We start from the raw sequence: 23,793 nt of genomic DNA, 5'->3' as shown, positions 1-23,793 counted from the left end.
AAATGAGTGGTACTATAAAAAGGGATTAATATTTATAAAAAATGTATTGCTAGTATTTAATTATATGCCAGCCGCTAACAATGTGTAAAAGTGTATTAAAACGCATTTTACACTAAACGTTAAACGAACCTTTCCAAAAACAAAACAACTTTCAGTTTTAAAAATATGAACTAGTAAATAAGTGCGTTAGGGATTGAGGCATTTGTTGAAGCTCTTTTTTGTTTTTCTCAAAAAAAGCGACTGCCGAAAGCCCGACCGCTTGCCCTAAGCACAGTCGAAGGGTTGTGGTAACGCCCAAATAAAAATCTATCTTGTAAATAATAGTTCTCTATACTTTGTTAATGGCCAAATTTCATCATCAACAAGCAGTTCTAATTTATCGCAGTGATAGCGAATATCTTCAAATAAAGGCTTTACATTATAGCAATACGCGTGTGCTTTCTTTTCTGCATTTTCAATAGCATTTGCTAACTTTCTTTCGTTAGTCATTTTTGTAACATTAGCATTAATACCTTCTATATGATTTGATATTTCTTCAATTAAATTAATTTGTTCTTTAGAAACTGTTTTAAATTTTTTATCAAAAATGGCTTTTAACCCTTTAACATTTTCAATTAACGTATTTTGATATTTAACTGCAGTTGGCACAATATGATTTCTAGCAATATCTCCTAAAACACGCCCCTCTATTTGAATATGCATAATGTAGGCTTCAATTTCAATTTCGTAACGCGCCTCGGTTTCAATTTTACTCATCACATTCATTTCCTCAAACAAGGCTATGGTTTCTTTAGAAATTCTAGCTTTTAAAGCCTCGGGCGTTGTTTTATTATTACTCAGCCCTCTTTTTTTAGCCTCTTTTTCCCAAGCCTCTCCATAACCATTCCCATCAAACAAAATGCGCTTAGACGATTTAATGTATTCTCTTAAAACATTAAAAACAGCTTCATCCTTCTTTAAATCTTTTTTATCGATTAGTTTATCAACTTCAACTTTAAAATCTTTTAATTGTTTAGCTACTATAGTGTTTAAAACCGTCATAGGATTACCACAATTTGCTGTAGATCCTACCGCTCTAAACTCAAATTTGTTTCCTGTAAATGCAAAAGGAGAGGTTCTGTTTCTATCGGTATTATCTAATAAAACATCAGGTATTTTACCAACAACATTTAGCTTTAATTCTGTTTTTTCTTGGGGCGATAATTTACCTTTAGTAACCCCTTCCAACTCTTCTAAAACCTTAGTTAATTGCTCTCCAATAAAAACTGAGATGATAGCTGGAGGAGCCTCATTAGCACCCAATCTATGGTCGTTACTTGCCGATGCAATTGCCGCCCTTAAAAGTGCTTCGTGTTCATTTACCGCTTTTATGGTATTAATAAAAAAGGTTAAAAACTGAAGGTTACTCATTGGTGTTTTTCCTGGAGCCAATAAATTTACACCTGTATCTGTTGAAAGTGACCAATTATTATGTTTACCCGAACCATTTATTCCCGCGAAAGGTTTTTCGTGCATTAACACTTTAAAATTATGTTTTGCCGCTATACGTCCCATAATATCCATTAATAAAGAATTATGATCAACCGCTAAATTAGCTTCTTCATATATCGGTGCTAACTCAAATTGGTTAGGTGCTACTTCGTTATGACGCGTTTTTACAGGAATTCCTAAAAGCATGCATTCTGTTTCTAACTCTCGCATAAAATTTAAAGCTCTACTTGGAATTGAACCAAAATAATGATCGTCTAATTGTTGTCCTTTTGCAGCAGAATGCCCTAATAATGTTCTTCCTGTTAAAGTAATATCTGGACGACTTGCTGCCAATGTTTTATCGACTAAAAAATACTCTTGTTCCCAACCTAAAGACGAGGTTACCTTTTTTACGTTTTTATCAAAATATTTACAAATTGCTGTTGCTGCATCGTCAACAGCATGTAACGCTCTTAATAGTGGTGTTTTATAATCTAAAGCTTCACCTGTGTAAGCCACAAAAATTGTAGGGATACAAAGGGTTGTTCCGTATATAAAAGCAGGCGATGTTGGATCCCAAGCGGTATAACCACGAGCTTCAAACGTATTTCTAATACCACCGCTTGGAAAACTTGAAGCATCTGGTTCTTGTTGTACCAATTGACCACCTCCAAACTTTTCAATAGCCATTCCTCCGCCAATAGTTTCAAAAAAAGCATCATGCTTTTCTGCAGTAGCACCTGTTAATGGTTGAAACCAGTGTGTGTAATGTGTTACGCCTTTTGACAATGCCCAATCTTTCATTGAAGAAGACACCTGATCTGCAATAGATCGATCAATTTTTTTGCCATATTGAATAGCATTCATTACCCCAACAAAAGCATCTTTAGTCAAATATTGTCGCATCGTATTTTCATTAAATACGTTTTTACCAAATAAATCAGAACGCCGTTCTTTTTCTTTTACTGCGATAGGTTCAGATGCAAGTGATTTTTTTATAGCATGAAATCTTAAGGTTGACATTTTAAAATAATTTTTAGATGTTTCAACAATATTTTTTTACAAAAGTAAGTACCAAAAATAATAAATGCATAAAACAGAAGCGCTTATTATTAACAATTTTTCAATTTTTACACAAATTTATTTCCTTTTTTCAAAATAAACCTCAAAAAAATGGGGGTTAAACAAAAACAACCCCAATGTTAATTAAAATACCCCCATAATATTTATAGTATATACATAAAATTTTATATTTGCTGAATTATTATTAGTATCGTATTTATAAAACATTCATTATGGCAAAAATTAAATTAGAATACCTTTGGTTAGATGGTTACAAGCCAACTCAAAACTTAAGAAGTAAAACTAAGGTTGAAGAGCATGAAAACTTTAAAGGAACTTTAGAGGAAATAGGAAACTGGTCTTTTGATGGATCGTCGACACAACAAGCTGAAGGAGGATCATCGGATTGCGTATTAAAACCAGTTGCAATTTATCCAGACCCTGCTCGTATTAATGGGTATTTAGTAATGACTGAAGTTTTAAATGCAGATGGAACTGCTCACGAATCTAACGGAAGAGCTGGTATTGATGATAATGATAATGATTTTTGGTTCGGTTTTGAGCAAGAGTATTTCATTATGGATACACATACGCAATTACCTTTAGGATTCCCTATCGGTGGATACCCTGGGCCTCAAGGTATGTATTACTGCTCTGTAGGTGGAAAAAACACTCATGGTAGAGATTTTGTTGAAAAGCATGCTGACTTATGTATTGAGGCTGGATTAAATTTTGAAGGTATTAACCAAGAAGTTGCTAGTGGACAATGGGAATTCCAACTGTTTGCCAAAGGTGCAAAAAAAGCAGGTGATGAAATTTGGATTGCTAGATATTTACTAGACAGATTAACTGAACAATACGGATACTATATAGAATATCACCCTAAGCCTGTAAAAGGGGATTGGAATGGTTCTGGTATGCACGCAAACTTCTCTAATACAACATTAAGAACTTGTGGTTCTAAAGAAACATATGAAGCCATTTGTGAAGCATTTAGACCAGTTACTAGAGAGCATATTGATGTATATGGTGAGTTTAACGACCAACGTTTAACCGGGTTACATGAAACTGCATCTATAAAAGATTTTAGCTATGGAGTTTCTGATAGAGGAGCTTCAATTAGAATACCAATTTATACTGTTGACAATGGTTGGAAAGGATATTTAGAAGATCGTCGTCCAGCATCAAATGCAGATCCTTATAAAATTGCTGCAAGAATTATTAAAACTGTTAAATCTGCTAAAATTTAATAATTTAGCTTAGATTTTGTTCATAAAAAAACGCTAGCAAATTATTTGTTAGCGTTTTTTAGTTTTAGTTATTGATTACAATACAGCTTACAAGAAAAGAGCATCAAAACATACCATTAAATTATATCATGAAGTGAAATATCACTTATTTTAAAGTATAAAACATTACCTAAAAATGGAAAATAAGAAGTTAACAATAATTGCAAAAATATTAGTAAAACCAGAAAAGCTTGAATTAGTTAAAAAGGAACTACTCAAATTAATTGATTTAACAAAAGCTGAAGAAGGATGTATTAATTATGATTTACACCAAGATAATCAAGATAAAAATCTATTTCTATTTTATGAAAATTGGGAAAGCAGAGCATTATGGCAAATGCATATGAATAGCAAACATTTGGCAAACTTCCAAAAAGTAACAGATGGTGCTATTACTGAAGTTATATTAAATGAAATGACACAAATTGGGTGAAACTTTTACTAACACAGATTAAAATTTCCCGGAAGTAAATACTAAAAACATAAATATCCCATAAGCAAAAACCAAGAAAAACCCTTTTGCTCTACTTATTTGTAACCTTTTAGGAATAAAAATCATTGGCAATAAAACTGCAGAAAAACCAAGCATCCAAAAAATATCACTTGATAATATTTGAGGCTCTGTAACTGGAATTGATTTTACCATAGAAGTTAATCCTAAAACTGAAGCTATATTAAAAATATTTGAGCCTATTAAATTCCCCAAAGAAATCGCTTTTTCTTGCTTTGCTGCTGCAATAACTGATGCTGCCAATTCTGGAACACTAGTTCCTATAGCAATTAAAGACACACCTATAACGGCTTCACTAACACCAATTGCAACAGCTATTTCTTTAGCTCCAAACACTAACCACTCACTACCAAAATACAAGGATGTTGCACCAATAGCTAGCCAAATAAATATTTTAAAGTTTGAAACTACTGCTAAGCTTTCATCAACCTCTTCAATGCTAGTATTCTTTTTTGTTTTTCTTATTAATAAGAATAAAAATAAAATAAGACCAGTAAAAAGAATACCTCCTTCATAAGCTGATAACATACTATCATTTTTAAGAAAGAAATATAACACTACAGAAAACAACATCATCACGGGCCAATTGAGTTTATAAAATGATTTATCAACCGAAATAGAACCAACCATTGCTGTAATACCTAGCACTAAACCAATATTAGCAATATTGGAACCTACTACATTATTAATGGCTATTGCTGGCGAACCAGATAGGGCTGCCTGTAAGCTCACCAACAACTCTGGAGCAGAAGTAGCAAAAGAAACCACCGTCATACCAATTATCATTTTAGAAATATTAAACTTAAATGATAAAGCTACAGACGACCTCACTAAAAACTCACCTCCAACTACTAGTAGTATAAAACCAAGTATAACCCAAAGTAAACTCATAATTAATATTTTTTGCGAAGATATTATAAAGTTAGATTTTAGAGCATTGAAGACCAAAGTTTATTATCTACTTACTTAACAAAGTCTTAACTCAAAGGCTTTTATAATCGATTAACTACATCAATTTCAGTTCGTTCATCGAAAAACAGATTAACTACATCGCTTTAAAAATAAAATTTGCAACATTTGATGAACCAAACCTATTAAAAACACTAACTATGAAAAAACTAACACTTTTTATGTTATTCTCTGTTTTCGCCTTAACATCTTGTTCTAAGGATGAAATAGAAGTTATTGGTCTTGAAATTAGTGGAACCAATAGCCTTAATGGAATTTATATGCTTGATAAAGCCAATACTAAAGGGCTAAAGTATGTTAATGCCGATGATAATACAGAACGTATAATAACTTATCTAGCTGACAATGGTAAAGATATGTGGGGCTTAATGAAAAATAACATATTATATTACAAAATTGAACAAAATGGGGTTTATCCTCCTGAATCTGACTGGGAATGTGGTATTGGAGTTGATAAAGATAAATTTAAATGTGAACTTATTATTGATTAGCATTTTACAACTCCAATTTAGCACTATCCGGTTCTTGTTTTAAGAATCGGATTTTATTTTTTAATGCAATAAAAACTATAAATTTCGTTAAATAACTATTAAAATAGTTGTATAACTATAAAAATAGTTATAGGTTTGTTTTATGCTATAGACGTAGCCTCTCTAATTTGTTATAAACATAACTATTAGGTACTACAGAAAAGCAAAGTAATGTCCAAACAATGTATAAATGGAAAAGTTAACAAACAAGGAGGAAGAAATAATGCACATTTTATGGAAGCTTGAAAAAGCTTTTGTTAAAGATGTACTAAATCAAATAGTTAAAGATAAACCACATTACAATACGCTTTCAACTATTATACGAAACCTAGAAGAAAAAGGCTTTGTAGCCTATAATGCTTATGGCAAAACACATCAATACTACCCTATTGTTACTAAGGAAGCGTATAAAAAAAGGTTTATGAATGTGGCCATTGATAATTATTTTAACAACTCTTATAAAAATATGGTATCATTTTTTGCTAAAGAAGAAAAAATAAGTGTTGATGAGCTAAAAGAGATTATTGCATTAATTGAAAAACAAAAATAACTTATGGAATATTTACTTAAAACGAGTACCGTTATTGCTGTTTTTTACTTGTGTTACAAATTGTTTTTACAGCGTGATACTTTTTTTCAATCTAATCGTTGGTTTTTATTAGTTGGTTTATTTACAGCTTTTGTCCTACCTTTTGTTGTAATTCCAATTTATATTGAACACACTCCTGTATTGATGGACACTTATGTATTTAGTGATGCAACTTCTTTAAATACAAAACCAGAGCAATCCATTACTTTTATACAGTTTTTATATATCATATATATATTAGGTGTGATATTTTTCTCAATTCGGTTTTTAATTCAGTTATTCTCTTTAGCTAAAATGATATTTTTAAACGAAAGAGAAAAACTGGGACTATATACTTACATAAAAACAAATAGTCAAGTCTCTCCTTTTTCATTTTTTAATTGGATTGTATATAATCCAGATTTATTTAATCAAAATGAATTAGAACAAGTCATAACACACGAAAAAGTACATGCACGCCAATACCATTCAATAGATATTTTACTAACTCAACTATCGTGTATTGTGCTATGGTTTAATCCCTTTGTATGGTTTTATAATAAAGATTTAAAACAGAACTTAGAATTTATAGCTGATCAAAATGCTCAGAACAAATCTGAATGTAAAAAAAGCTATCAATATACATTACTAAAAACAAGTATGCCAACTCATCAATTGGCTTTAACCAATAATTTTTATAATTCATTAATCAAAAAACGAATCGTTATGTTACACAAATCAAAATCAAAAAAAATTAATCGACTTAAGTATGTATTAGTCATTCCTATACTTGTTATTTTTTTAATGAGTTTTAATACAAAAAAAATCTATGTTGAAAAAGAAGTACCCGTTTTAGAAAATCTATTAATAAACAATCCTGTAATAGAAAAAGCGCTAATAGAAAATGAGAATATTTTTGAAGAGGATAAAAAAGAAACAAGCGTTAGCAAATCAACAGCAACAAAAAACACTAAAAAAACTAATGCAAAAAAAGTAGAACCTAAAAAAACAAATATAAAAAACACTAAAAAAACAAAAGCTATTGGTGATTTAGAAATAATTATAATTACTAAAAATTTCACTGAAGCTGATTTTGAAAAAGTTGTTAGTGACTTTAAGAAAAAAGGAGTTACAGTTAAATTTAAAAGCATTAAAAGAAATGATGAAAATGAAATTACAGCTATTAAAATAGATGTTAGCTCAAAAAAGTCTAGCACAAATTATAGTGTAAGCTCAGATGAAGCTATTAAACCAATAAAAATTTCTTTTGATGAAGATAAAGAATCCATTTCAATAGGAAGTGGTAGCTCAAAACACATCTACAGTGCTAATTCTTATTACATAAAGTCCAAAGATGGTAAACATAAAATTAGTAAATCTGGAAAAGGAAACAATGTATTTGTTTTTTCTAGCGAAGATGAGGATTATGAAATAATACATGAAGACACAATTAATTTTAATAAGCACGGGAAAAAGGGAAAATATCGTAGTATATCAATAAGTAAAAATGTAGAAACAATTATAGATGATGATGAAGATATTGAAGTTATTGTTGAAAGTGATTACGATAACGAGGAAGAGGAAGATGTCATTATTTTAAAGAATGCTAATGCAAAAGGCTCTTATAAAGTAAAAACATTAGGAAAGAGTAGTAATAGCAAAATTATTATTAGTGATGATAATGGAAAAGAACCTCTATACATACTAGATGGAAAAGAAATTAAAAAAGAAAACGTAGAAGATATAGAACCTAATAATATTAAAAGCATAACTGTTTTAAAAGACAAGTCTGCTGAAAAAAAATATGGTAAAAAAGGAAAAGATGGTGTAATAGAAATTAACACCAAAAAGAAAAACTAAACCTATTTAAAATAAAACTTTAAGGCACTCATTAAATGAGTGCCTTTTTTTTGTGCTTTAAATTAAAAAAAGATGAAATAGCCTAAAATCTTCATTTTTTTAATAAAAACTCCCTTGGTTTTTAAAATTAGCCCTAAAAAAAGCCTACAAATATTACAAATTAAAACAATTATATCATTTTAAAATTACAATATAAAACTTCAATAAAGAGAGTCACTAAAATATTGAAATATAAATCATTTTTTTACTTACAAATATATATTCAATTTTATTAATATATGTAAAAACATTTGGTGAACATATTCCCAAATATATATCTTCAAAAAACATTGATAAAATTAAACCAATTACTAACCTTTTAAAACCTAAAATTATGATGACACTTGCCAAATTTATAATCGATATTATCTTCATTATATTCTCGATTATATAAATTCAAAAAAAATGTAAAGCTTAGTCTAGAATAAGTTTTACTATTTTTACCTTCAAGCAAGGTTATAAAAATGAAAAAGCAAGTATTTAAATTTTTAGCAAGGGTAAATAAAATGGTTTTACCAAGTTATTCTAAAAAGCAATTGGACTTAGCTAAAGCCACAAAACTACAAATGGCTATTATAGGCTGGAGATGGTTTGTAACAAAAAATGCTTTGGATTAGTTTTATATAATTTCTAAGGCGTAGTAGCTTTATATATTGTTGCACTAGAGGTAGAAGATATTATATATTTACAATCTGCTTTTAAAAAGGCTGATTCGCCTTTACTAACAAGTAACTTATTACTATCTGTAACAATTTCTGCTTCACCATCAATAACTATTAAAATTTGAGCTGTTTTTGTTTTAGATTTATAGATATCTGATTTTTTTAAATCTATTTTACTAAGCTCAAAATCTGGTGCTGGAGTTTTATAAATTCTTTCAATGCCATCCTCTTGTAGGCTACCTTTCATAACATTTGGTATAGTTTCTTCAAAAGCAACATGTTTTAATAACTCAGACACATCGATATGCTTTGGTGTTAAACCTCCACGTAAAACATTATCTGAATTTGCCATAAGTTCCATATTCTGCCCTTCAAGATAAGCATGAGGAATTCCAGCATCTTGAAAAACTGCCTCTCCTTTGTTAGCCTTAACGATATTGAAAAAATAGATAGAATAAATACCTTTATCTAAAACATTTTTATCTGTTGAAGAATCTACGGCTTTAGCTGCCCAATAATCTGGACTAGATTTATCCAACTTCCCTTTTAAGTACAATGGCATTATACGATTTACCAAAGGTGCTAGCGTCTGGTTTGTTTCATCAACAGATTGCTCCATAACTCTTTTATACAAACCAAAATAACCAGCTTCGTTAAAAACAGACAACAAATCGATAAACTCTGGAGTATTTCTCAATCTTTCTTCAAGTTTGTCTTTAGACAAAAAGCCATGCAATAACCAAAACTCACTAAGAGCCACCATAATTTCTGGTTTATGGTTATCATCTTTATAATTTCTATGTGGTGCTGTTAAAGGTATTCCTAATTCATTTTCGTGTCTAAAACCTTTTTCAGCTTCAGTTTTGGTAGGATGCACTTGAATAGATAACATATCGTACACATCTAACACTTTAAATAGAAAGGGCAATCTACCAAAGTTTTCAACCACCTCATCTCCTAAACTTTCAGAATTATGAGATGCTAAATAGCTATCTAAATTTTGATCGCCATCTGATGTCGATATTACAGAAGGGGCATTTGCATGCGCACCTAACCAATATTCTGCACATTTATCATTATTACTTTCAATCCCCAATAATTCAGGAATAAACCTGGTTCCGCCCCAAGCATAATTTTGAATTTTTCCTTTAAGAGCAAATAATTTCGGCATCTTCTTTTTAGTTATTGATTAGTGCTATGCAAATTTAAAGCTAAACATAACAAAACAGAAATAAAACAAGAAAACCTTAACACGAATTATCAAATATTTAAAATTCTCGTTTTTGATAATCAATTATTAATCATGTAAGCCTTCACTTTTTAAATATTCAATCAATTCTTTAGGGCGATCTGTTTGAATAACATTGGCTCCTTTTTCTATAATCCATCCCCAATGTGCACTTGGATTTTCTATAGCTTTATCATCTGTATGGCCTGCGCATAGTTCATCCCATAATGTATTGACCCAAACCGAAATATTTTCTTTTTTCATCAATGCTATAGCATCTATTACAGGAGAATCTTCTTTATCATAAATAACCTCAAATGCGATTGGATTATATTTATCAATAAACCCTTTAGCATAAACATCTGGTGCTTCTGATGTTTCTCCATAAATATTATAGTTAATAGGCCACACCATAGGCATATAATTAATGCTATCCATTAGCTTTCCATGCTTTTTTCTCATGACATGCAATGGGTCATTACCCTTGAAAATAGCTTGATTTATTGTCCCTGTTTCTTTTAAAATAGCATAGCTTTCTGGTAAGTTATCCCAGGCTTTATCCAAATTAAGTAATACAGGTTTACCTTTTACAAAATTCATCACCTCCTTTAATGTTGGTACTTTATGTTTTGTAGGCATCCCAGCTCCATTTTTAAGTACAAACTTTTGAATTGAATCTAATACTATTTCTGCTATTTTACCTTTACCTGTTGTGGTTCTATCAACAGATTTGTCGTGCATTACAATTAAATGATTGTCCTTTGTTTTTCTAACATCAATTTCGACAATATCAATTCCCATATCTATTGCTCTTTTAATTGCATCAACAGAGTTTTCTGGTGCATTTCTCCAATCTCCTCTATGAGCAACTGTTAATATATATTCTGAAGAAGGGTTCTTTAATTTATTTAAAATAAGATTAGAACTCTTATTTTCAGATATTTTAAATTCTGTTTTTTCTTTTACATCTCCTTTACAAGAGGTGAAAGCAATCATCAATAATGAAACGAATATTATATTTTTCATAACTACTGTTATTAAGTATTAAACAAACTATTTAATGTGTTTTTGCTATTTATATGATACGTTTGTATTCCAGCTTTTTGAGCAACTTCTATATTTTCAAATGAATCATCAATAAAAAGAGTTTCTTTTGCTTCTATTTTACTAGATTTAAGAACAAAACGAAATATTTTTTCTTCTGGTTTTCTAATTCCTACTTGATGAGAATAATATACTTTATTAAATAAATCTTTAAAATTATAACCATTGTTAATTATGAATTCTCTTTCAAACTTTTCTTGATGTATACTATTTGTATTACTTAAAAGGAATAATCTATAATTCTTTTTTAAACTAATAAGCAGTTCAATTCTTTCTTTAGGCATATTCAATATCATAGCATTCCAAGCTTCTTTAACGTTTTTATAAGTTACGTTGGAATTTGACATCCCTAAAAGCTTATTTACAAATTCATCTTCTGATACTACACCAATTTCAAAATCATAAAAAACAGAATCTGTATAATGGTGTCCAGTACTATTTACAATGTTAGTTATTCCTAATCGTTCAAACTTTTCAATAGTTTTAGGAACGTTAAGATTCATAATAACACCTCCTAAATCAAAAACAATATTTTTAATTTTATTCATCTTTTTTTAAGTTTTCTTCCAAGTGAACAAAGCTAATAATACAGAAAGTATAGCAGCAGAAATCCAAAACACGGAAATCATATCAAAATTGTACAAAGTTTCTCCAGCAACAATTGTCTTATTATTTTCAATAAGATACCCACTAGCAATATCTTGAATGCCTGCGGCAGCATAACTCATGATTCCAACAATGCCTAAAGCTGCACCTGATGCTTTTTTTGACGCAATATCTACAGCCATTAAGCCTCCTAAATAACAAATCAACCCTCCTATAGCTAATCCAAAAATCACCATACTAGTTACATCAATCCACCAAGCATTTTTTGGACCAAGAAGAAAAAGTGAAATTCCAAATACATTCATTAGCCCAAAAATAAGAGCTGGTGCATTTCTTCTTCCTTTAAAAAATTTATCAGATACAAACCCTGAAGATGCTGTTCCTAAAATACCACATATGGCACTTATAGCTACTAAACTATTTGCCTGAGTAAGTGTATATCCTTTTGCAGCTTCAAAGTAATAAGGCCCCCAACTGTTTACCGCATACCTAGATATATACATAAAAGCACTAGACAAAGCTAGCAACCATACATAAGGATTTTTTATAACTCCCTTTTGCTCATTCCAAGTTGACAGTTTCTTTTCACTAAAATCTTTGTTTACTGTTGGTAATCCTTTACTTTCTGGCGTATCATGAAAAAATACAGCTACCATTAAAGCACCTGATACTCCTACTATAGCAGCAGCTCTAAACCCCCACTGCCATCCAAAATAAGAAGCAACTACAGCTGTAAATATATAGGTTATAGCTTCACCGATATTATGACTCGTGCTCCAAAACCCATAAAAGCTTCCACGTTCTTTATCTTTATACCACCGTGATAAAGAAACTACACTTGATGGTGCTCCCATAGACTGCACCCAACCATTAACTCCCCAACAAATAGCAAAAAACAAGAAACTACTAGTAAACCCCATAATTAAATTTGCTAACGAAGACACTAAAAGCCCCATAGACATAAACCGTTTTATGTTGCTATGATCGGCTAAAAAACCATTTATAAACTTCCCGATGGCATACGAAAAAAATAACGCAGACCCAATAATACCAAGTTCTGTTTCGGTTAAAAGTCCGCTATCTACAATAGGTTTTTTTACCACATTTAAACTTAAACGACACACATAGTATAACCCATATCCTAAAGTAGCAGAAATAAAGACTTGCCATTTTAATTTCTTATAAAGTGCTTTTTTTTCTTCAGCTGTTTTATTAGATTCATGAGGCAGCGACTTTTTAAAATAATTTATCATGTATTCTATTTTTATTAAAAAATAAGCGCAGCCACTCAACTGCGCTTATCAAACTAATTCAACCATATATGAAAAAAAATACGATTCTTAATTGTGAAGTCCTTTACTTCTCAAATAATTTAAGAGTAATTGAGGTCTATCGGTTTGAATGATATCTACGTTATTATTTATATACCAATCATATACCGAAGGGTTTATAGCAGCTTTTTCATCATCATGCCCACCGTTGTGGTGTGGCCAAAGCGAGTTTACCCAAACACTTGTTCCTAGTTCTCTTAGTTTTTTAAATCTGTTTATCCCTTGAAGCGTATCATATTTAGCAGTAAACTCAATAGCTTCGGGAGGTGATAATAGCATGTATTGATCTACTATCTCTTTTGCTCCGGGTTTATGAAGTCTTACTACAGGCATAAAAAGAACTTTATCTAAATACTGCCCGAACTCTTGCTCGACTTGCGGTTTACTTATAACTCCTTTAATAATGACCTGGTCTTGGGTTTGGGTTTCTTTGATGATTTTGTAACATTCATCAAAAATATCGTAGCTCTTATCTAAATTGACTAATATCTTATCTTTAGTAACCAACAATGCTTCCTTAAGGGTAGGTATTCTGTGTTGTGTTGCCACCCCTAACCCATCTTTTAATTGTAGGGTTTTTAATGAATCTAGTGTCCAATCTTTAACATAGCCTTTACCTGTTGTGGTTCTATCTATTGTTATATCATGAATAACAACTAGTTGATTGTCTTTTGTTTTTCGAACATCAATTTCTACCATATCTACACCCATATCTATACAATTTTGTATAGCTTGCAATGAGTTCTCCGGTGCATTACGCCAATCTGCACGATGTGCTACCACAATGATTTCCTTGTTTTTTGAGTCTTTGAAATTTGCAATCTTTTCTTGAATTGATGAGATTTTATATCCCTCTTCAATTTTTTCTTTTTTAATTAATGTCTTTTTATTACAAGACATTAATACCACAATAAAAAGAAGCACATAAAAATATATTTTCATTATATAATTGTTTTATCTCTGTTTTCTGAATAGTAATTTATTCTAAATTCACAAACACAATTACCTTATTCAGAAATTTGATATTGAAAAAAAGAGTCAATTAAATTAATATGAACAAGGGGATTTCTCCCCTTATTCACTAATAAACTAAATTCAAAAAACTATTCTTGTTTTTTTAATACCCAGAATTTTGAGTTAATGCTGGGTCTGTATCAAGCTGACTTTGTGGGATCGGTAAAATAAGATTATTAGTATCTATGGTTACATTTATACTATTGGCTGCAAACCATGCATTCATTGTTTGAATTGCTTTACCTGTTCTTTTTAAATCAAACCAACGATGTCCTTCACCTATAAACTCGAGTCTCCTTTCCATTTCTATAGCATCTCTCAGTTCGCTCTGTGAAGTAGCAGTTGTATTTGCTAAACCAGCTCTGTTTCTTACCATATTGAGGTACTGAGCTGCATTTGCTCCTCCAGATTCATTCAATGCCTCAGCATATTTTAACAATACATCTGCATATCTAATCACAATATGGTCAGAACCGCCATCATTTGCTCCAGTTGCTGACACTTCATATTTCAAAGAAAAATAAAATGGGTTAGCAACAACGTCTAAACCAACAAAATCATCCTTACGCGTATCTCCTGATTCATAAAGTGCCACAAATTCTGCTGAGGGCAAATTATGCCCTTTTGCATTTGCAGTTGTTCCTGAAGGTCTGAATTGTGAGGCTGCTGATTCTCCCTCGCTATTACCATCAACACCACTGGCATACTGAACTTCAAACAAAGTTTCTGAATTACCTTCATTTGCTACTCCAAAGATTTGTGAAGTTGTAGGCATTAAACTATAAATATTTGAGTTAACTACAGCTGCAAGATTAGTAACGGCCTCACTATAATTTCCCATATTCATTTGCACATCCGCTAATAAAGATTGAGCAGCTCCTTTTGCCGGTCGTCCTGAGGATTTGGCAGTTGGTAAGCTTTGTATTGCTCCATTCAAATCTGATATAATCTGAACATAAACTTCGGATGAAGGTGTACGCACTTGCCCGAAAAAATCTGACGGATTAGTTGTTTCTTCAATTACCAATGGAACATCTCCATACAATCTCACTAGGTTAAAATATAGCAACCCTCGTAGAAACTTCATTTCACCTATTCTAATGCTTTTTAAGTTACTATCCTCAAACTCTATAGCATCAATTCGATTAAGAACAATATTAACTCTTTGAATTCCTTCAAAAGACTCTCTCCAAATATCTCCCACCAAATCATTTCCTGCATTTGTTGAAAAATCATCTAATTGACCAAAACGACCGCCATCGTTTGCGGCAATTTCCTCAAAAGTATCCTCTCCTGGTATTTCACCAACTCCTATTAAATCCAGCCCGTAAAGCCCTCCTGTTTGAAGCTGAGCATATGCTCCTGTTATAGCACTTTCTATTTCAGATTCACTAGAATAAAAGTTACTCGCTGCTTTTTCAGTTATTGGAGCTAGGTCTAACTTCTCTGAACAAGACCCTAAAACCAATGACACTAAAGCTATAGTTATAATATTAAATTTGATATTCATTTTTAGTATTTTTTAATTAATTAAAACTTGATATCCATTCCTATGGCTATAAATCGAGTCAATGGACTTGAAGAATCAATATAACCTCGGGACAACGATTGCCTTTCATTTGATCTAGTATCTATTCCATCAGGATTATACCCCCTGAATTTTGTGATATTAAATATGTTATTTCCTGTGAAGTACAATCTCAAATTGTCTATATTTAATTTTTCGATTATTTCATTAGGTAAAGTATACCCTAATTGTAGACTTCTTAATCTAAAATAATCACCATCAAGCACGGAAAGATTTGATTTTCTTGTTAATCTTCCGGCAGACGAAAAACTTGAAAAATCTGGCCTTCTAAAAAATCCATCTGGATTGCGATCGTTAAAATAGTTATCAAAATAATATTGAGATGGGACAAAGAAACCTTCACCACTCTCTGTACGATTAATTATATTATCGGAAACTTTTCTACCTTCAACCCCAGTAAACTGTGCAGATAAATCAAAGCCTTTGTAGGCCATTGTAAACCCAAAACCATAAGTAAAATCCGGATTAAAATCTCCCTGCATTGCTCTGTCATCAGATGTGATTCTACCATCTCCATTGGTGTCTTGTACAATGTAATCACCTACTTCGGTACCAGATAGTGGTGTTACCGGATCATTATCAATTTCCGACTGCGACTTGTAAACTCCTGTAACATTATAATTGTAAAACTGAGCTACTGGGTAACCAACTTTGGTAATAAAATCTACGCCACTTCCAAATATTATTTGATCTTGTCCATTACCAAGCGCTAGTATTTTATTCTTATAAGAAGATATGTTAGCATTGAATCCTAATTTCAAATCACCAATATTAAAATTTCTCCCTTTTAATTCAAACTCAATACCTTTGTTTTCTAACTCACCAATATTTTGCAAAGATTCAGAAAAGCCTGATTGTTGTGGTACCGGAACATCAAGTAACAAATCGGTTGTTTTTGAAATGTAATATTCTGCAGTAAATAATAATTTGCTTTGTAAAAACCCTAAGTCTAAACCAAAATTTAAAGCAGAATTAGTTTCCCATGACAAATCAGCATTTGGCGATGTACTAGTGTATACCCCGGAAGTTAAACTTCCGTTTAAAACATAATTATCAGCAGAAACCAATGCAACAGATCCAAAATCTCCAATTTGATTGTTTCCTGTTTGCCCAAAACTTGCTCTAAGCTTTGCATAATTAACTACTTTGTCATCAGGAAAAAAAGATTCATTACTCAAAACCCAGCCAGCAGATGCAGAAACAAAACTTCCGTATTTTGTATTAGCTCCAAAACGCGATGAGCCATCTCTTCTTATAGAAGCAGACAACGTATATTTGTTATCAAAATCATATTGCAAGCGGGAAAAGAATGATTCTAAAGCCCATTTACTACTTCTAGAAGTAGCAGTAATAGATGTTGCTCCACTAACGTTTCTTAAATTATCATCTGCGAAATCTCTACTTTCCAGATCTGTTTGATTTCTAAATTCTTGTTGATAACTGTAACCTAATAATACATCAAATGTATGCGACTTAATTTTTTTCTTATAGCTCAAAAGATTTTCGATAATAAAATTTTCTCGCTTTGTATCATATTTTGCAGCCTGTGTAAGGTTATTAGCTACTGGTGTTCTATAATTGCCAAAAGTTGAAGGTGCAAAAAATTCTTCGACACTAGTATTGTAGTCTCCACCAAAGGATGTTTTTAATTTAAGAGCTTCTATAAGCTCAACCTCTACAAATGCATTTCCGAACAATCTAAAAGTATTTTTAGTAAAATCTGACAATAATACGTGTGCAATTGTATTTTCTGAAATTGGACCATCCCAATTTTGGTTGTTATCATCTATTTGATGAGCAATAGCTAAACTACCATCAGGGTTGTATATTGGATAGTATGGCTGCATTAATGTAATTGTAAAAGCAGGATCGGCTTGTCTGCCTCTTCCTAAAAGGGTTTGCGACCATGCGCGTTCTCCTGTTGGGTTTGCATCAGAGATAGAGATATTTGTATTAATGCCAAACTTAATACGATTGCTAATTTGTGAATTGAATCTGATATTATTAGTATATCTTTTATAATCGGATGCAATAATAATATTATCTTGATCAAGATGTCCAAATGAAATAGAGTAGTCACTCTTTTCAGTTCCACCGCTAAGGTTTAAATAGTGGTTTTGTTGCATTGCATCTCTAAAAATCGCATTAGCCCAATTTGTATTAGTTAAACCAGGCGTGCCATTAATATAGTCTTGAAGAAATGGTTGAATTCGACTTCGTTTACCTCCTCCATTAGCGTCTCTAGTTGCATTATCATCTGTAATACTTCTCCCAGGTCCACCAGATATATAACCAAAGTTACGAGCATCTAAATCAAATAATGCGGTATCATATGCATCAGTAACTTTAAATTTATCAATTCGCTGTTGAAAGCCAACATATCCGTTATAACTAACTTTAAGTTTACCCTTACTTCCTTTTTTAGTTGTAATTAAAATGACGCCATTTGATGCTCTAGATCCATAGATTGCAGCCGAAGCAGCATCTTTTAATATGCTAATGGCCTCAATATCATTTGTATTTATAGAGCTTAATGAAGACCCCTCACTTAGTGGGTTTCCATCTACTACAATTAATGGATTAGTGCCAGCAGTTAATGTACTAAGGCCTCTGATTTGAATTACAGAATTATCGCCAGGGTTTTTACTATTACCTAATACTTGAACACCCGAAATTGTACCAGATAAAGCCTGCTCAAAGTTAGCAGAAGAATAATTGTTTAGAGTTTTATTATTTACTTTAGATACAGACCCATTAAACTTTTCTTTAGTACTTGTACCATAACCCACTACAACTACTTCTGCTAATTTTGCTGCATCTTCTTGTAAAGTTACGGTAATGTTATCTTGATTATTAACTGATATTTCTTGTGATAAAAAGCCAATGTAAGATACAACTAAAACTGCATTTTCATTACTTACATTTAATGAAAATTTACCATCAAAATCTGTTTGTGTGCCATTAGTAGTACCTTTTTCAAGAATATTAGCTCCTGGCAGAGGTTGGCCAGAAGCATCTGTTATTTCTCCCGAAATTTTATGTTGTTGTTCAGGAATAATAGAATCTCTAGGTTTTTCTTGTATTAAAATGGCATTATTATCAGTTACTATAATATTTAAATTACCTTGAGACAAGGTTCTATTTAATAATTTATTAGTTTTTAAAGCCCCTTTCTTTAAATGTACCTTGGGAAAATCTTTAAATATTCCTTCTTCATAAAAGAATTTATAATCTGTCTGTTCCATTATAAGGTCAAATACCTCATCAACAGTTAATACCTTATCTTCTTTAACTTTAATTTTTGAATTTTGTGAAATAACATTATTAGGTGCTAAGGCAAAAACCATTGTGCAGCATAGAAAAATGAAAGTTCTCATTATAATCATTAAGAGCCGTTTTCTATATTGAAAACAAGCGTTAGTTAATTTAATTTCCATAAATTTGTTTGTTATTTGTTAGTTAAACACTATTAATTAATAGATAATGATCCTAGGGGATAGAGTTATATACTTTTGCCGGTTAAACTTTATCCTCCTTTTTTGTAATTGTTTTTTTATTTCATAAGCAATTAGTTGTATTTTATTAAACAGTTGTTTTTCATCCTCTTATACAAGGTTTTTCATTTTCACTAGATAAGATTCATCTAGCAAAATGAATGGTCTATTTTAAAATTATAGTTTTTCCCTCAATTTTATAGTCACTTATTGTACTAGACTTCATAATTGATAAAATTTCTTCAATGCTTTGATTTTTACCCAAAACACCTTTAAATTTTAATTCTTCTAATTTTTTATCTAAAAAGATAACATCAACATCATACCATCTAGATACAACTCTCATAATGTTTTTTAAAGACTTCCCTTTAAAACTAAAAACTCCGTTTTTCCATGAAATCTCCTCCTCAACGTCAACCACAGCTACTTTAATACTATTTTTTTCAAGATTTAAATTAGATTGCTGATTTGGAATTAAATTTTGTTTTGAAATACCGTTATCTACAACAACCTTCCCTTCTACTAATGTGGTATAAATATTAACTTCGTCTCTGTAAGCTTTAATATTGAACTCTGTTCCTAACACTTCAACTTCTTGAGATTTATTAAACACTTTAAAGTTAGACCCTTTATGTTCTGTACTTGGAGATACATCAAAATAAGCTTCACCATATACAAGTTCTACTTCTCGCGTTTCTCCTTCTATAAAACTTTCTGGATATTTTAGTTGTGTTTCTGAGTTTAGCCAAACTCGAGTGCCATCAGATAAGACAACATAATATTCTCCCCCTCTTGGAATCGTTAAATAATTATATACTATTTCTGTTGGTCTTTGCTTACTGGCTTCATAAACTATTTCTTCGCCATTACTATTCGCATTTTGCCCTTGGTATGTATTGCCTTTTTCCAGCACAACAATAGAGCCATCCCCTAAGGTTAATGTTGCTTTGTCTGTACCTGGCACAATAGTTTTAGTATCTACAATTGTTGGAGTTGGGTCTTCAATACTATTATTAAAAAATTTGTCTTTAAAGAAATAACTTGTTGCAAGAACGCCTACCAGAACTGCAGCAGCCGCATATTTAATAACATTTTTTCGTATGATTAATTTACGTGTCTTGTTTTTATCTTTATTTATTTGCTGTAGCAAATTTCCTTTAATTTTATTAACATCGGGGTTAGACATAGCTAGATTAATTTTGTAATAAGTTTTAACATAATCCTCAAAAATTATTTGGTTTTCTGGGGTTTGAATCCAATCTGATAAGGTGTTCAAATCTTCTGAATTTGCCTCCTGTATCAGGTATTTTATAATTGCTTTTTCTATAATTTTAAAACTCATTTGTAGACCTTAATTTATAGAAAGACAAACCTCATTTTAAAAACCCTAACTTTTTTATTCTTTTTTTTTTATCTTTTTTAATTACCTTCATCACCTAATTTAGCTAATGAATTACTTTTATTTGAGTTAAAATCATGCATTATAAGAATCAAAATGATTTAATTGAAGCTATAAAACAAGGCAAAGAGAGTGCTTTTGTTTATGCATTAGAAACTTATAACAAACCGCTTTTTGCCTATGCGCTTTCGCTGGCAAATGATGAAGCCATGGCACAGGACATTCTGCAAAATGTATTTTTAAAAACGTGGGAGCAGCGAAAAAAAATTACTATCAAAAAATCAGTGCAGAATTATTTATTCAAATCTGTATATCATGAGTTTATTAACCAGTACAAAAAAAACAAGTCTCATTTACTCTTGGAACAAAAATATTATGCAGCTCTAGAAAAAGTGGCAACGGAAGAGGATGACAGCTTTTTCAAAAAAGCTATTGAGCGTATTACATCTGAAATACAAAACTTACCTCCCAAATGCAAAGAAGTGTTTTTATTAAGCAGAAAAGAAGGGCTAACTAATATTGAGATAGCCAATTATTTAAATATTTCTGTTAAATCTGTTGAAGCGCATATTACTAAAGCTTTTTCTGTGATAAGAAAAAGAATAAGAGATAAGGTTGATGGGTTTTTGTTTTTACTTTTTAGAAAACAGAAAAAAGTCAGGTCTTAATCTATTTTTTTTAACAAAAATCAAGGTTTTCTATAAATATACACTTTAAAAAAGCACATAAAAACAAAAAAAGCAAGCTACATTTTAAGCTTGCTTTTTGTTTTATTTGTGACCCAAAGTGGGAAAAGTTCAAACTTTTTGGAAGATATTAAACTAACTTTGAAATCTGACTAATTTATTTATTTCTTGAGCGTACAGGAAAAATATCAAACTCATTAATACAGGGATTAAAGCAATTCAAAGACCTTTACTAATCTTTGAATAATATTTAGCAGACTTCCTAATACAAAAAGTAACTATTCTTTAGTTATAAATATTTAAATACATAGAGTACAAAAACAGTACAAATGAATAAAAATAAATTAAAGCTATCCTCCTATCATTGACAATCAAAATAAGAGCAGAAATTATGATATTTAAGCCCATCTTAATAATCCTTAAATTTATAAAGTCAAGGGTTGTACATGTAAGCTTTTTACATAATTTTTTTTCAAAAAAAAAATCCCCTTGCAGTATTTATTATAGTAAAGAAATTCATTTATTATTCATAATAGATATAATGTTGTTAATCTTTTAATATAAAATAAACAATTATCATCGCTATTGTAAGAACAAAAATAAAGTCATATAACTTTTCTAATATACTATGAATGCTTATTCTTTTAAATTTCATGTGGAGAATCCAAATACTGGTTAAAACCAATTAATATGAAAATTAATTATCTGTACACCTTAAGTACTTCAAAAAATTCATCTTGATTTTGAAGTTGATTGACTAAATCACTTTCTTTTTTTTGCTCAATTTTTTCTTCAAACCAATCAATCAATTGACTTGCATTCAATTCTTTTGATGCTTCTTTAGCTAACTTAATGATCTCACAACGTTCCCTTAAATTTAAATTAAATCTTGTTCTCTCTTTCATAAAAAATAGTTTAAAAGTTTATATTTACTTTAATACCGCTTTTACTAAATAAATAATTTTAAAAAGCCCCGAGCATCCCAAATCTAACTCGGGGCATCACTATTAAAAAACCCCTAACAGGATTATTAGCACTAACCAACCAAAGCGTGCTAATCTTTTTAAATTACAATACAAAACAACAACTATATATTTAAAAAGTAAATTAGAGGCAGTACGTATTTTTTAAGCCCCACTACCTATAAAACTTAATATAAATTGTTTATTTTAAGCAAAAGCCTTCTTAGTTTTCACCAGAAGGCTTAATTACAATGATTACACCCCTTTTGTAATAATCATTGTTTGTCAACAATAACAAATAATACTTTAATAGGTTTATAAACAACACCATTCTTTAAATAAGTAATTCTAATTATTCTTAAAAAGCCCTGAGTATATATTAGAACTCAGGGCTACCTATAAAAACCCAGAGGGATTATTAGCACTAATCAACCAGAAGCAGTGCTAATACCTTTAATGCTCTTACTCTTCTATTACTTACTCTTTAACCAATCGGATGGTTTTTTGACCATTACTGCTAAAGAGGTTTACAAAATATACGGCAGATTCTAAATCACTAACATCCAATGTTTCGAAATTTTCGTCTAGTCTTTTTACTAACTGCCCCGTCATTGTATATATTTCTACACCTATTAATTGACTAATATCTCCTTTTATATACACCTTATCTTTTGCAGGGTTTGGATATAAACGGAATGCATTTAAGCTAGTAATATCTGTATTACTTAAAGTTGAACAACTAAAAGTAAATGTTGTTGATGGTGTATTACTATCGTAACGCTCAACCCCTACAAAAGTTGGAAAAGCTTGTGACGTAAAATTGTTATCAAATTGTCTACCAGCCATATCAGCTTCTGTTGGTTCTGGATCTGATGTATTATCCCATAACCTTATACAATCGTTCTTTCCATCACTTAGGGTAAAGGTTAATAATAATACTGGTACACCATCTGTAAAAAATGGTGTTTTTATACTTGTACCCCCTGCGTTATCTGCCCAAGAGAAAAACTCTTCTGTTGGGGCAGCTCCTGGTTTATGGATACTAAAGAATTCAGCGGTATATGTTATTCCTGATGGACTTGTATGTGTAAAAGTTCTTGGTGCATCTAAGGCACTAACAGCTATTGATATTCTTGATCCTGCTGTATTATGAACCATTTCATTTGGCGAAAAGTTTGGTGTTGCCCATACCTCATAGTAGTTTTCGGTGGCATTCCATTCCAGAGCATACGTAAGAGTCTGGGCTTTTATTATTGCTGTACTAGACAGTAATAGGATTAGTAAAAAATGTAGATTTCGTTTCATGATAACTCTCTGGTTTTTGTATTAATAAGTATATGTTATGTTTAATTATTTGATTGCAATGTACTTTGATAGGTTACTTATTAAAATAAGAGCCATCTCGTAATTATTACGTACTG

Annotated in this window: 19 protein-coding genes; 7 read left to right on the top strand and 12 right to left on the bottom strand. The window is 30.9% G+C overall.

The features are described from left to right. Positions 1-306: 306 nt before the first annotated feature. Positions 307-2,493, bottom strand: coding sequence for a glutamine synthetase III family protein (locus M3P09_RS06035; RefSeq protein ID WP_249972413.1), 2,187 nt, complete (start codon positions 2,491-2,493; stop codon positions 307-309). A 272-nt stretch (positions 2,494-2,765) separates the two neighbouring features. Here M3P09_RS06035 and M3P09_RS06030 point away from each other — a divergent pair, with 272 nt between their 5' ends. After that, positions 2,766-3,782 carry a glutamine synthetase beta-grasp domain-containing protein gene (locus M3P09_RS06030; protein WP_099565644.1) on the top strand — a complete coding sequence of 339 codons (1,017 nt, stop codon included), beginning with the start codon at positions 2,766-2,768 and terminating at the stop codon, positions 3,780-3,782. A 175-nt stretch (positions 3,783-3,957) separates the two neighbouring features. After that, on the top strand, positions 3,958-4,254 hold the full coding sequence (locus M3P09_RS06025) for a putative quinol monooxygenase (protein ID WP_099565645.1): 297 nt from the start codon (positions 3,958-3,960) through the stop codon (positions 4,252-4,254). 18 nt (positions 4,255-4,272) lie between these two features. Here M3P09_RS06025 and M3P09_RS06020 read toward each other — a convergent pair whose 3' ends face one another. Then, positions 4,273-5,223, bottom strand: coding sequence for a calcium/sodium antiporter (locus M3P09_RS06020; RefSeq protein WP_249972412.1), 951 nt, complete (start codon positions 5,221-5,223; stop codon positions 4,273-4,275). Between the two features lie 218 nt (positions 5,224-5,441). On the opposite strand from M3P09_RS06020, the gene M3P09_RS06015 reads away from it, so the two are divergent. From M3P09_RS06015 to M3P09_RS06000, 4 genes are all read left to right on the top strand, one after another. Beyond that, the gene (locus tag M3P09_RS06015) at positions 5,442-5,792 is read left to right on the top strand and encodes a hypothetical protein (RefSeq protein ID WP_099565647.1); all 351 of its coding nucleotides are present in this window, start codon (positions 5,442-5,444) and stop codon (positions 5,790-5,792) included. 229 nt (positions 5,793-6,021) lie between these two features. Continuing rightward, on the top strand, positions 6,022-6,381 hold the full coding sequence (locus M3P09_RS06010) for a BlaI/MecI/CopY family transcriptional regulator (RefSeq protein WP_099565648.1): 360 nt from the start codon (positions 6,022-6,024) through the stop codon (positions 6,379-6,381). 3 nt (positions 6,382-6,384) lie between these two features. Then, a complete protein-coding gene (locus M3P09_RS06005; protein WP_249972411.1) occupies positions 6,385-8,259 on the top strand; it encodes a M56 family metallopeptidase in 1,875 nt (624 codons plus the stop codon). A gap of 503 nt (positions 8,260-8,762) precedes the next feature. Next, positions 8,763-8,915 carry an SsrA-binding protein gene (locus M3P09_RS06000; RefSeq protein WP_099565651.1) on the top strand — a complete coding sequence of 51 codons (153 nt, stop codon included), beginning with the start codon at positions 8,763-8,765 and terminating at the stop codon, positions 8,913-8,915. A gap of 13 nt (positions 8,916-8,928) precedes the next feature. Here M3P09_RS06000 and manA read toward each other — a convergent pair whose 3' ends face one another. From manA to M3P09_RS05960, 8 genes are all read right to left on the bottom strand, one after another. Then, complete coding sequence (gene manA, locus M3P09_RS05995) at positions 8,929-10,131, bottom strand: mannose-6-phosphate isomerase, class I (protein ID WP_249972410.1); 1,203 nt, start codon at positions 10,129-10,131, stop codon at positions 8,929-8,931. Between the two features lie 126 nt (positions 10,132-10,257). After that, on the bottom strand, positions 10,258-11,214 hold the full coding sequence (locus M3P09_RS05990) for a glycerophosphodiester phosphodiesterase family protein (RefSeq protein ID WP_249972409.1): 957 nt from the start codon (positions 11,212-11,214) through the stop codon (positions 10,258-10,260). A gap of 11 nt (positions 11,215-11,225) precedes the next feature. Then, a complete protein-coding gene (locus M3P09_RS05985) occupies positions 11,226-11,840 on the bottom strand; it encodes an HAD family hydrolase (protein WP_249972408.1) in 615 nt (204 codons plus the stop codon). 6 nt (positions 11,841-11,846) lie between these two features. Beyond that, positions 11,847-13,151 carry an MFS transporter gene (locus tag M3P09_RS05980; RefSeq protein ID WP_249972407.1) on the bottom strand — a complete coding sequence of 435 codons (1,305 nt, stop codon included), beginning with the start codon at positions 13,149-13,151 and terminating at the stop codon, positions 11,847-11,849. Positions 13,152-13,238: 87 nt separating this feature from the next. Beyond that, on the bottom strand, positions 13,239-14,171 hold the full coding sequence (locus tag M3P09_RS05975; RefSeq protein WP_249972406.1) for a glycerophosphodiester phosphodiesterase family protein: 933 nt from the start codon (positions 14,169-14,171) through the stop codon (positions 13,239-13,241). Positions 14,172-14,346: 175 nt separating this feature from the next. Then, positions 14,347-15,753, bottom strand: coding sequence for a RagB/SusD family nutrient uptake outer membrane protein (locus tag M3P09_RS05970; RefSeq protein ID WP_249972405.1), 1,407 nt, complete (start codon positions 15,751-15,753; stop codon positions 14,347-14,349). A 20-nt stretch (positions 15,754-15,773) separates the two neighbouring features. Continuing rightward, on the bottom strand, positions 15,774-19,208 hold the full coding sequence (locus M3P09_RS05965) for a SusC/RagA family TonB-linked outer membrane protein (RefSeq protein WP_249972404.1): 3,435 nt from the start codon (positions 19,206-19,208) through the stop codon (positions 15,774-15,776). A 283-nt stretch (positions 19,209-19,491) separates the two neighbouring features. Next, positions 19,492-20,667, bottom strand: a complete 1,176-nt coding sequence (locus tag M3P09_RS05960) for a FecR family protein (protein WP_099565659.1) — start codon at positions 20,665-20,667, stop codon at positions 19,492-19,494. Between the two features lie 134 nt (positions 20,668-20,801). On the opposite strand from M3P09_RS05960, the gene M3P09_RS05955 reads away from it, so the two are divergent. Further along, positions 20,802-21,392 (top strand): RNA polymerase sigma factor, encoded by a 591-nt coding sequence (locus M3P09_RS05955; protein ID WP_249972403.1) that lies wholly within the window; start codon positions 20,802-20,804, stop codon positions 21,390-21,392. Positions 21,393-22,111: 719 nt separating this feature from the next. Here M3P09_RS05955 and M3P09_RS05950 read toward each other — a convergent pair. Further along, positions 22,112-22,315 (bottom strand): hypothetical protein, encoded by a 204-nt coding sequence (locus tag M3P09_RS05950; protein ID WP_249972402.1) that lies wholly within the window; start codon positions 22,313-22,315, stop codon positions 22,112-22,114. A gap of 534 nt (positions 22,316-22,849) precedes the next feature. Then, a complete protein-coding gene (locus tag M3P09_RS05945) occupies positions 22,850-23,677 on the bottom strand; it encodes a T9SS type A sorting domain-containing protein (RefSeq protein WP_249972401.1) in 828 nt (275 codons plus the stop codon). Positions 23,678-23,793: the final 116 nt, after the last annotated feature.

It is taken from the genome of Jejuia spongiicola (assembly GCF_023502325.1).
Lineage (GTDB): Bacteria > Bacteroidota > Bacteroidia > Flavobacteriales > Flavobacteriaceae > Wocania_A > Wocania_A spongiicola.
This window is presented reverse-complemented; position numbering and strand designations above follow the sequence as displayed.

Coding starts and splice junctions, on each gene's coding strand:
- M3P09_RS06035 (WP_249972413.1), bottom strand. CDS start 2,493: ATGTCAACCTTAAGATTTCATGCTATAAAAAAATCACTTGCATCTGAA.
- M3P09_RS06030 (WP_099565644.1), top strand. CDS start 2,766: ATGGCAAAAATTAAATTAGAATACCTTTGGTTAGATGGTTACAAGCCA.
- M3P09_RS06025 (WP_099565645.1), top strand. CDS start 3,958: ATGGAAAATAAGAAGTTAACAATAATTGCAAAAATATTAGTAAAACCA.
- M3P09_RS06020 (WP_249972412.1), bottom strand. CDS start 5,223: ATGAGTTTACTTTGGGTTATACTTGGTTTTATACTACTAGTAGTTGGA.
- M3P09_RS06015 (WP_099565647.1), top strand. CDS start 5,442: ATGAAAAAACTAACACTTTTTATGTTATTCTCTGTTTTCGCCTTAACA.
- M3P09_RS06010 (WP_099565648.1), top strand. CDS start 6,022: ATGGAAAAGTTAACAAACAAGGAGGAAGAAATAATGCACATTTTATGG.
- M3P09_RS06005 (WP_249972411.1), top strand. CDS start 6,385: ATGGAATATTTACTTAAAACGAGTACCGTTATTGCTGTTTTTTACTTG.
- M3P09_RS06000 (WP_099565651.1), top strand. CDS start 8,763: ATGAAAAAGCAAGTATTTAAATTTTTAGCAAGGGTAAATAAAATGGTT.
- manA (WP_249972410.1), bottom strand. CDS start 10,131: ATGCCGAAATTATTTGCTCTTAAAGGAAAAATTCAAAATTATGCTTGG.
- M3P09_RS05990 (WP_249972409.1), bottom strand. CDS start 11,214: ATGAAAAATATAATATTCGTTTCATTATTGATGATTGCTTTCACCTCT.
- M3P09_RS05985 (WP_249972408.1), bottom strand. CDS start 11,840: ATGAATAAAATTAAAAATATTGTTTTTGATTTAGGAGGTGTTATTATG.
- M3P09_RS05980 (WP_249972407.1), bottom strand. CDS start 13,151: ATGATAAATTATTTTAAAAAGTCGCTGCCTCATGAATCTAATAAAACA.
- M3P09_RS05975 (WP_249972406.1), bottom strand. CDS start 14,171: ATGAAAATATATTTTTATGTGCTTCTTTTTATTGTGGTATTAATGTCT.
- M3P09_RS05970 (WP_249972405.1), bottom strand. CDS start 15,753: ATGAATATCAAATTTAATATTATAACTATAGCTTTAGTGTCATTGGTT.
- M3P09_RS05965 (WP_249972404.1), bottom strand. CDS start 19,208: ATGAGAACTTTCATTTTTCTATGCTGCACAATGGTTTTTGCCTTAGCA.
- M3P09_RS05960 (WP_099565659.1), bottom strand. CDS start 20,667: ATGAGTTTTAAAATTATAGAAAAAGCAATTATAAAATACCTGATACAG.
- M3P09_RS05955 (WP_249972403.1), top strand. CDS start 20,802: ATGCATTATAAGAATCAAAATGATTTAATTGAAGCTATAAAACAAGGC.
- M3P09_RS05950 (WP_249972402.1), bottom strand. CDS start 22,315: ATGAAAGAGAGAACAAGATTTAATTTAAATTTAAGGGAACGTTGTGAG.
- M3P09_RS05945 (WP_249972401.1), bottom strand. CDS start 23,677: ATGAAACGAAATCTACATTTTTTACTAATCCTATTACTGTCTAGTACA.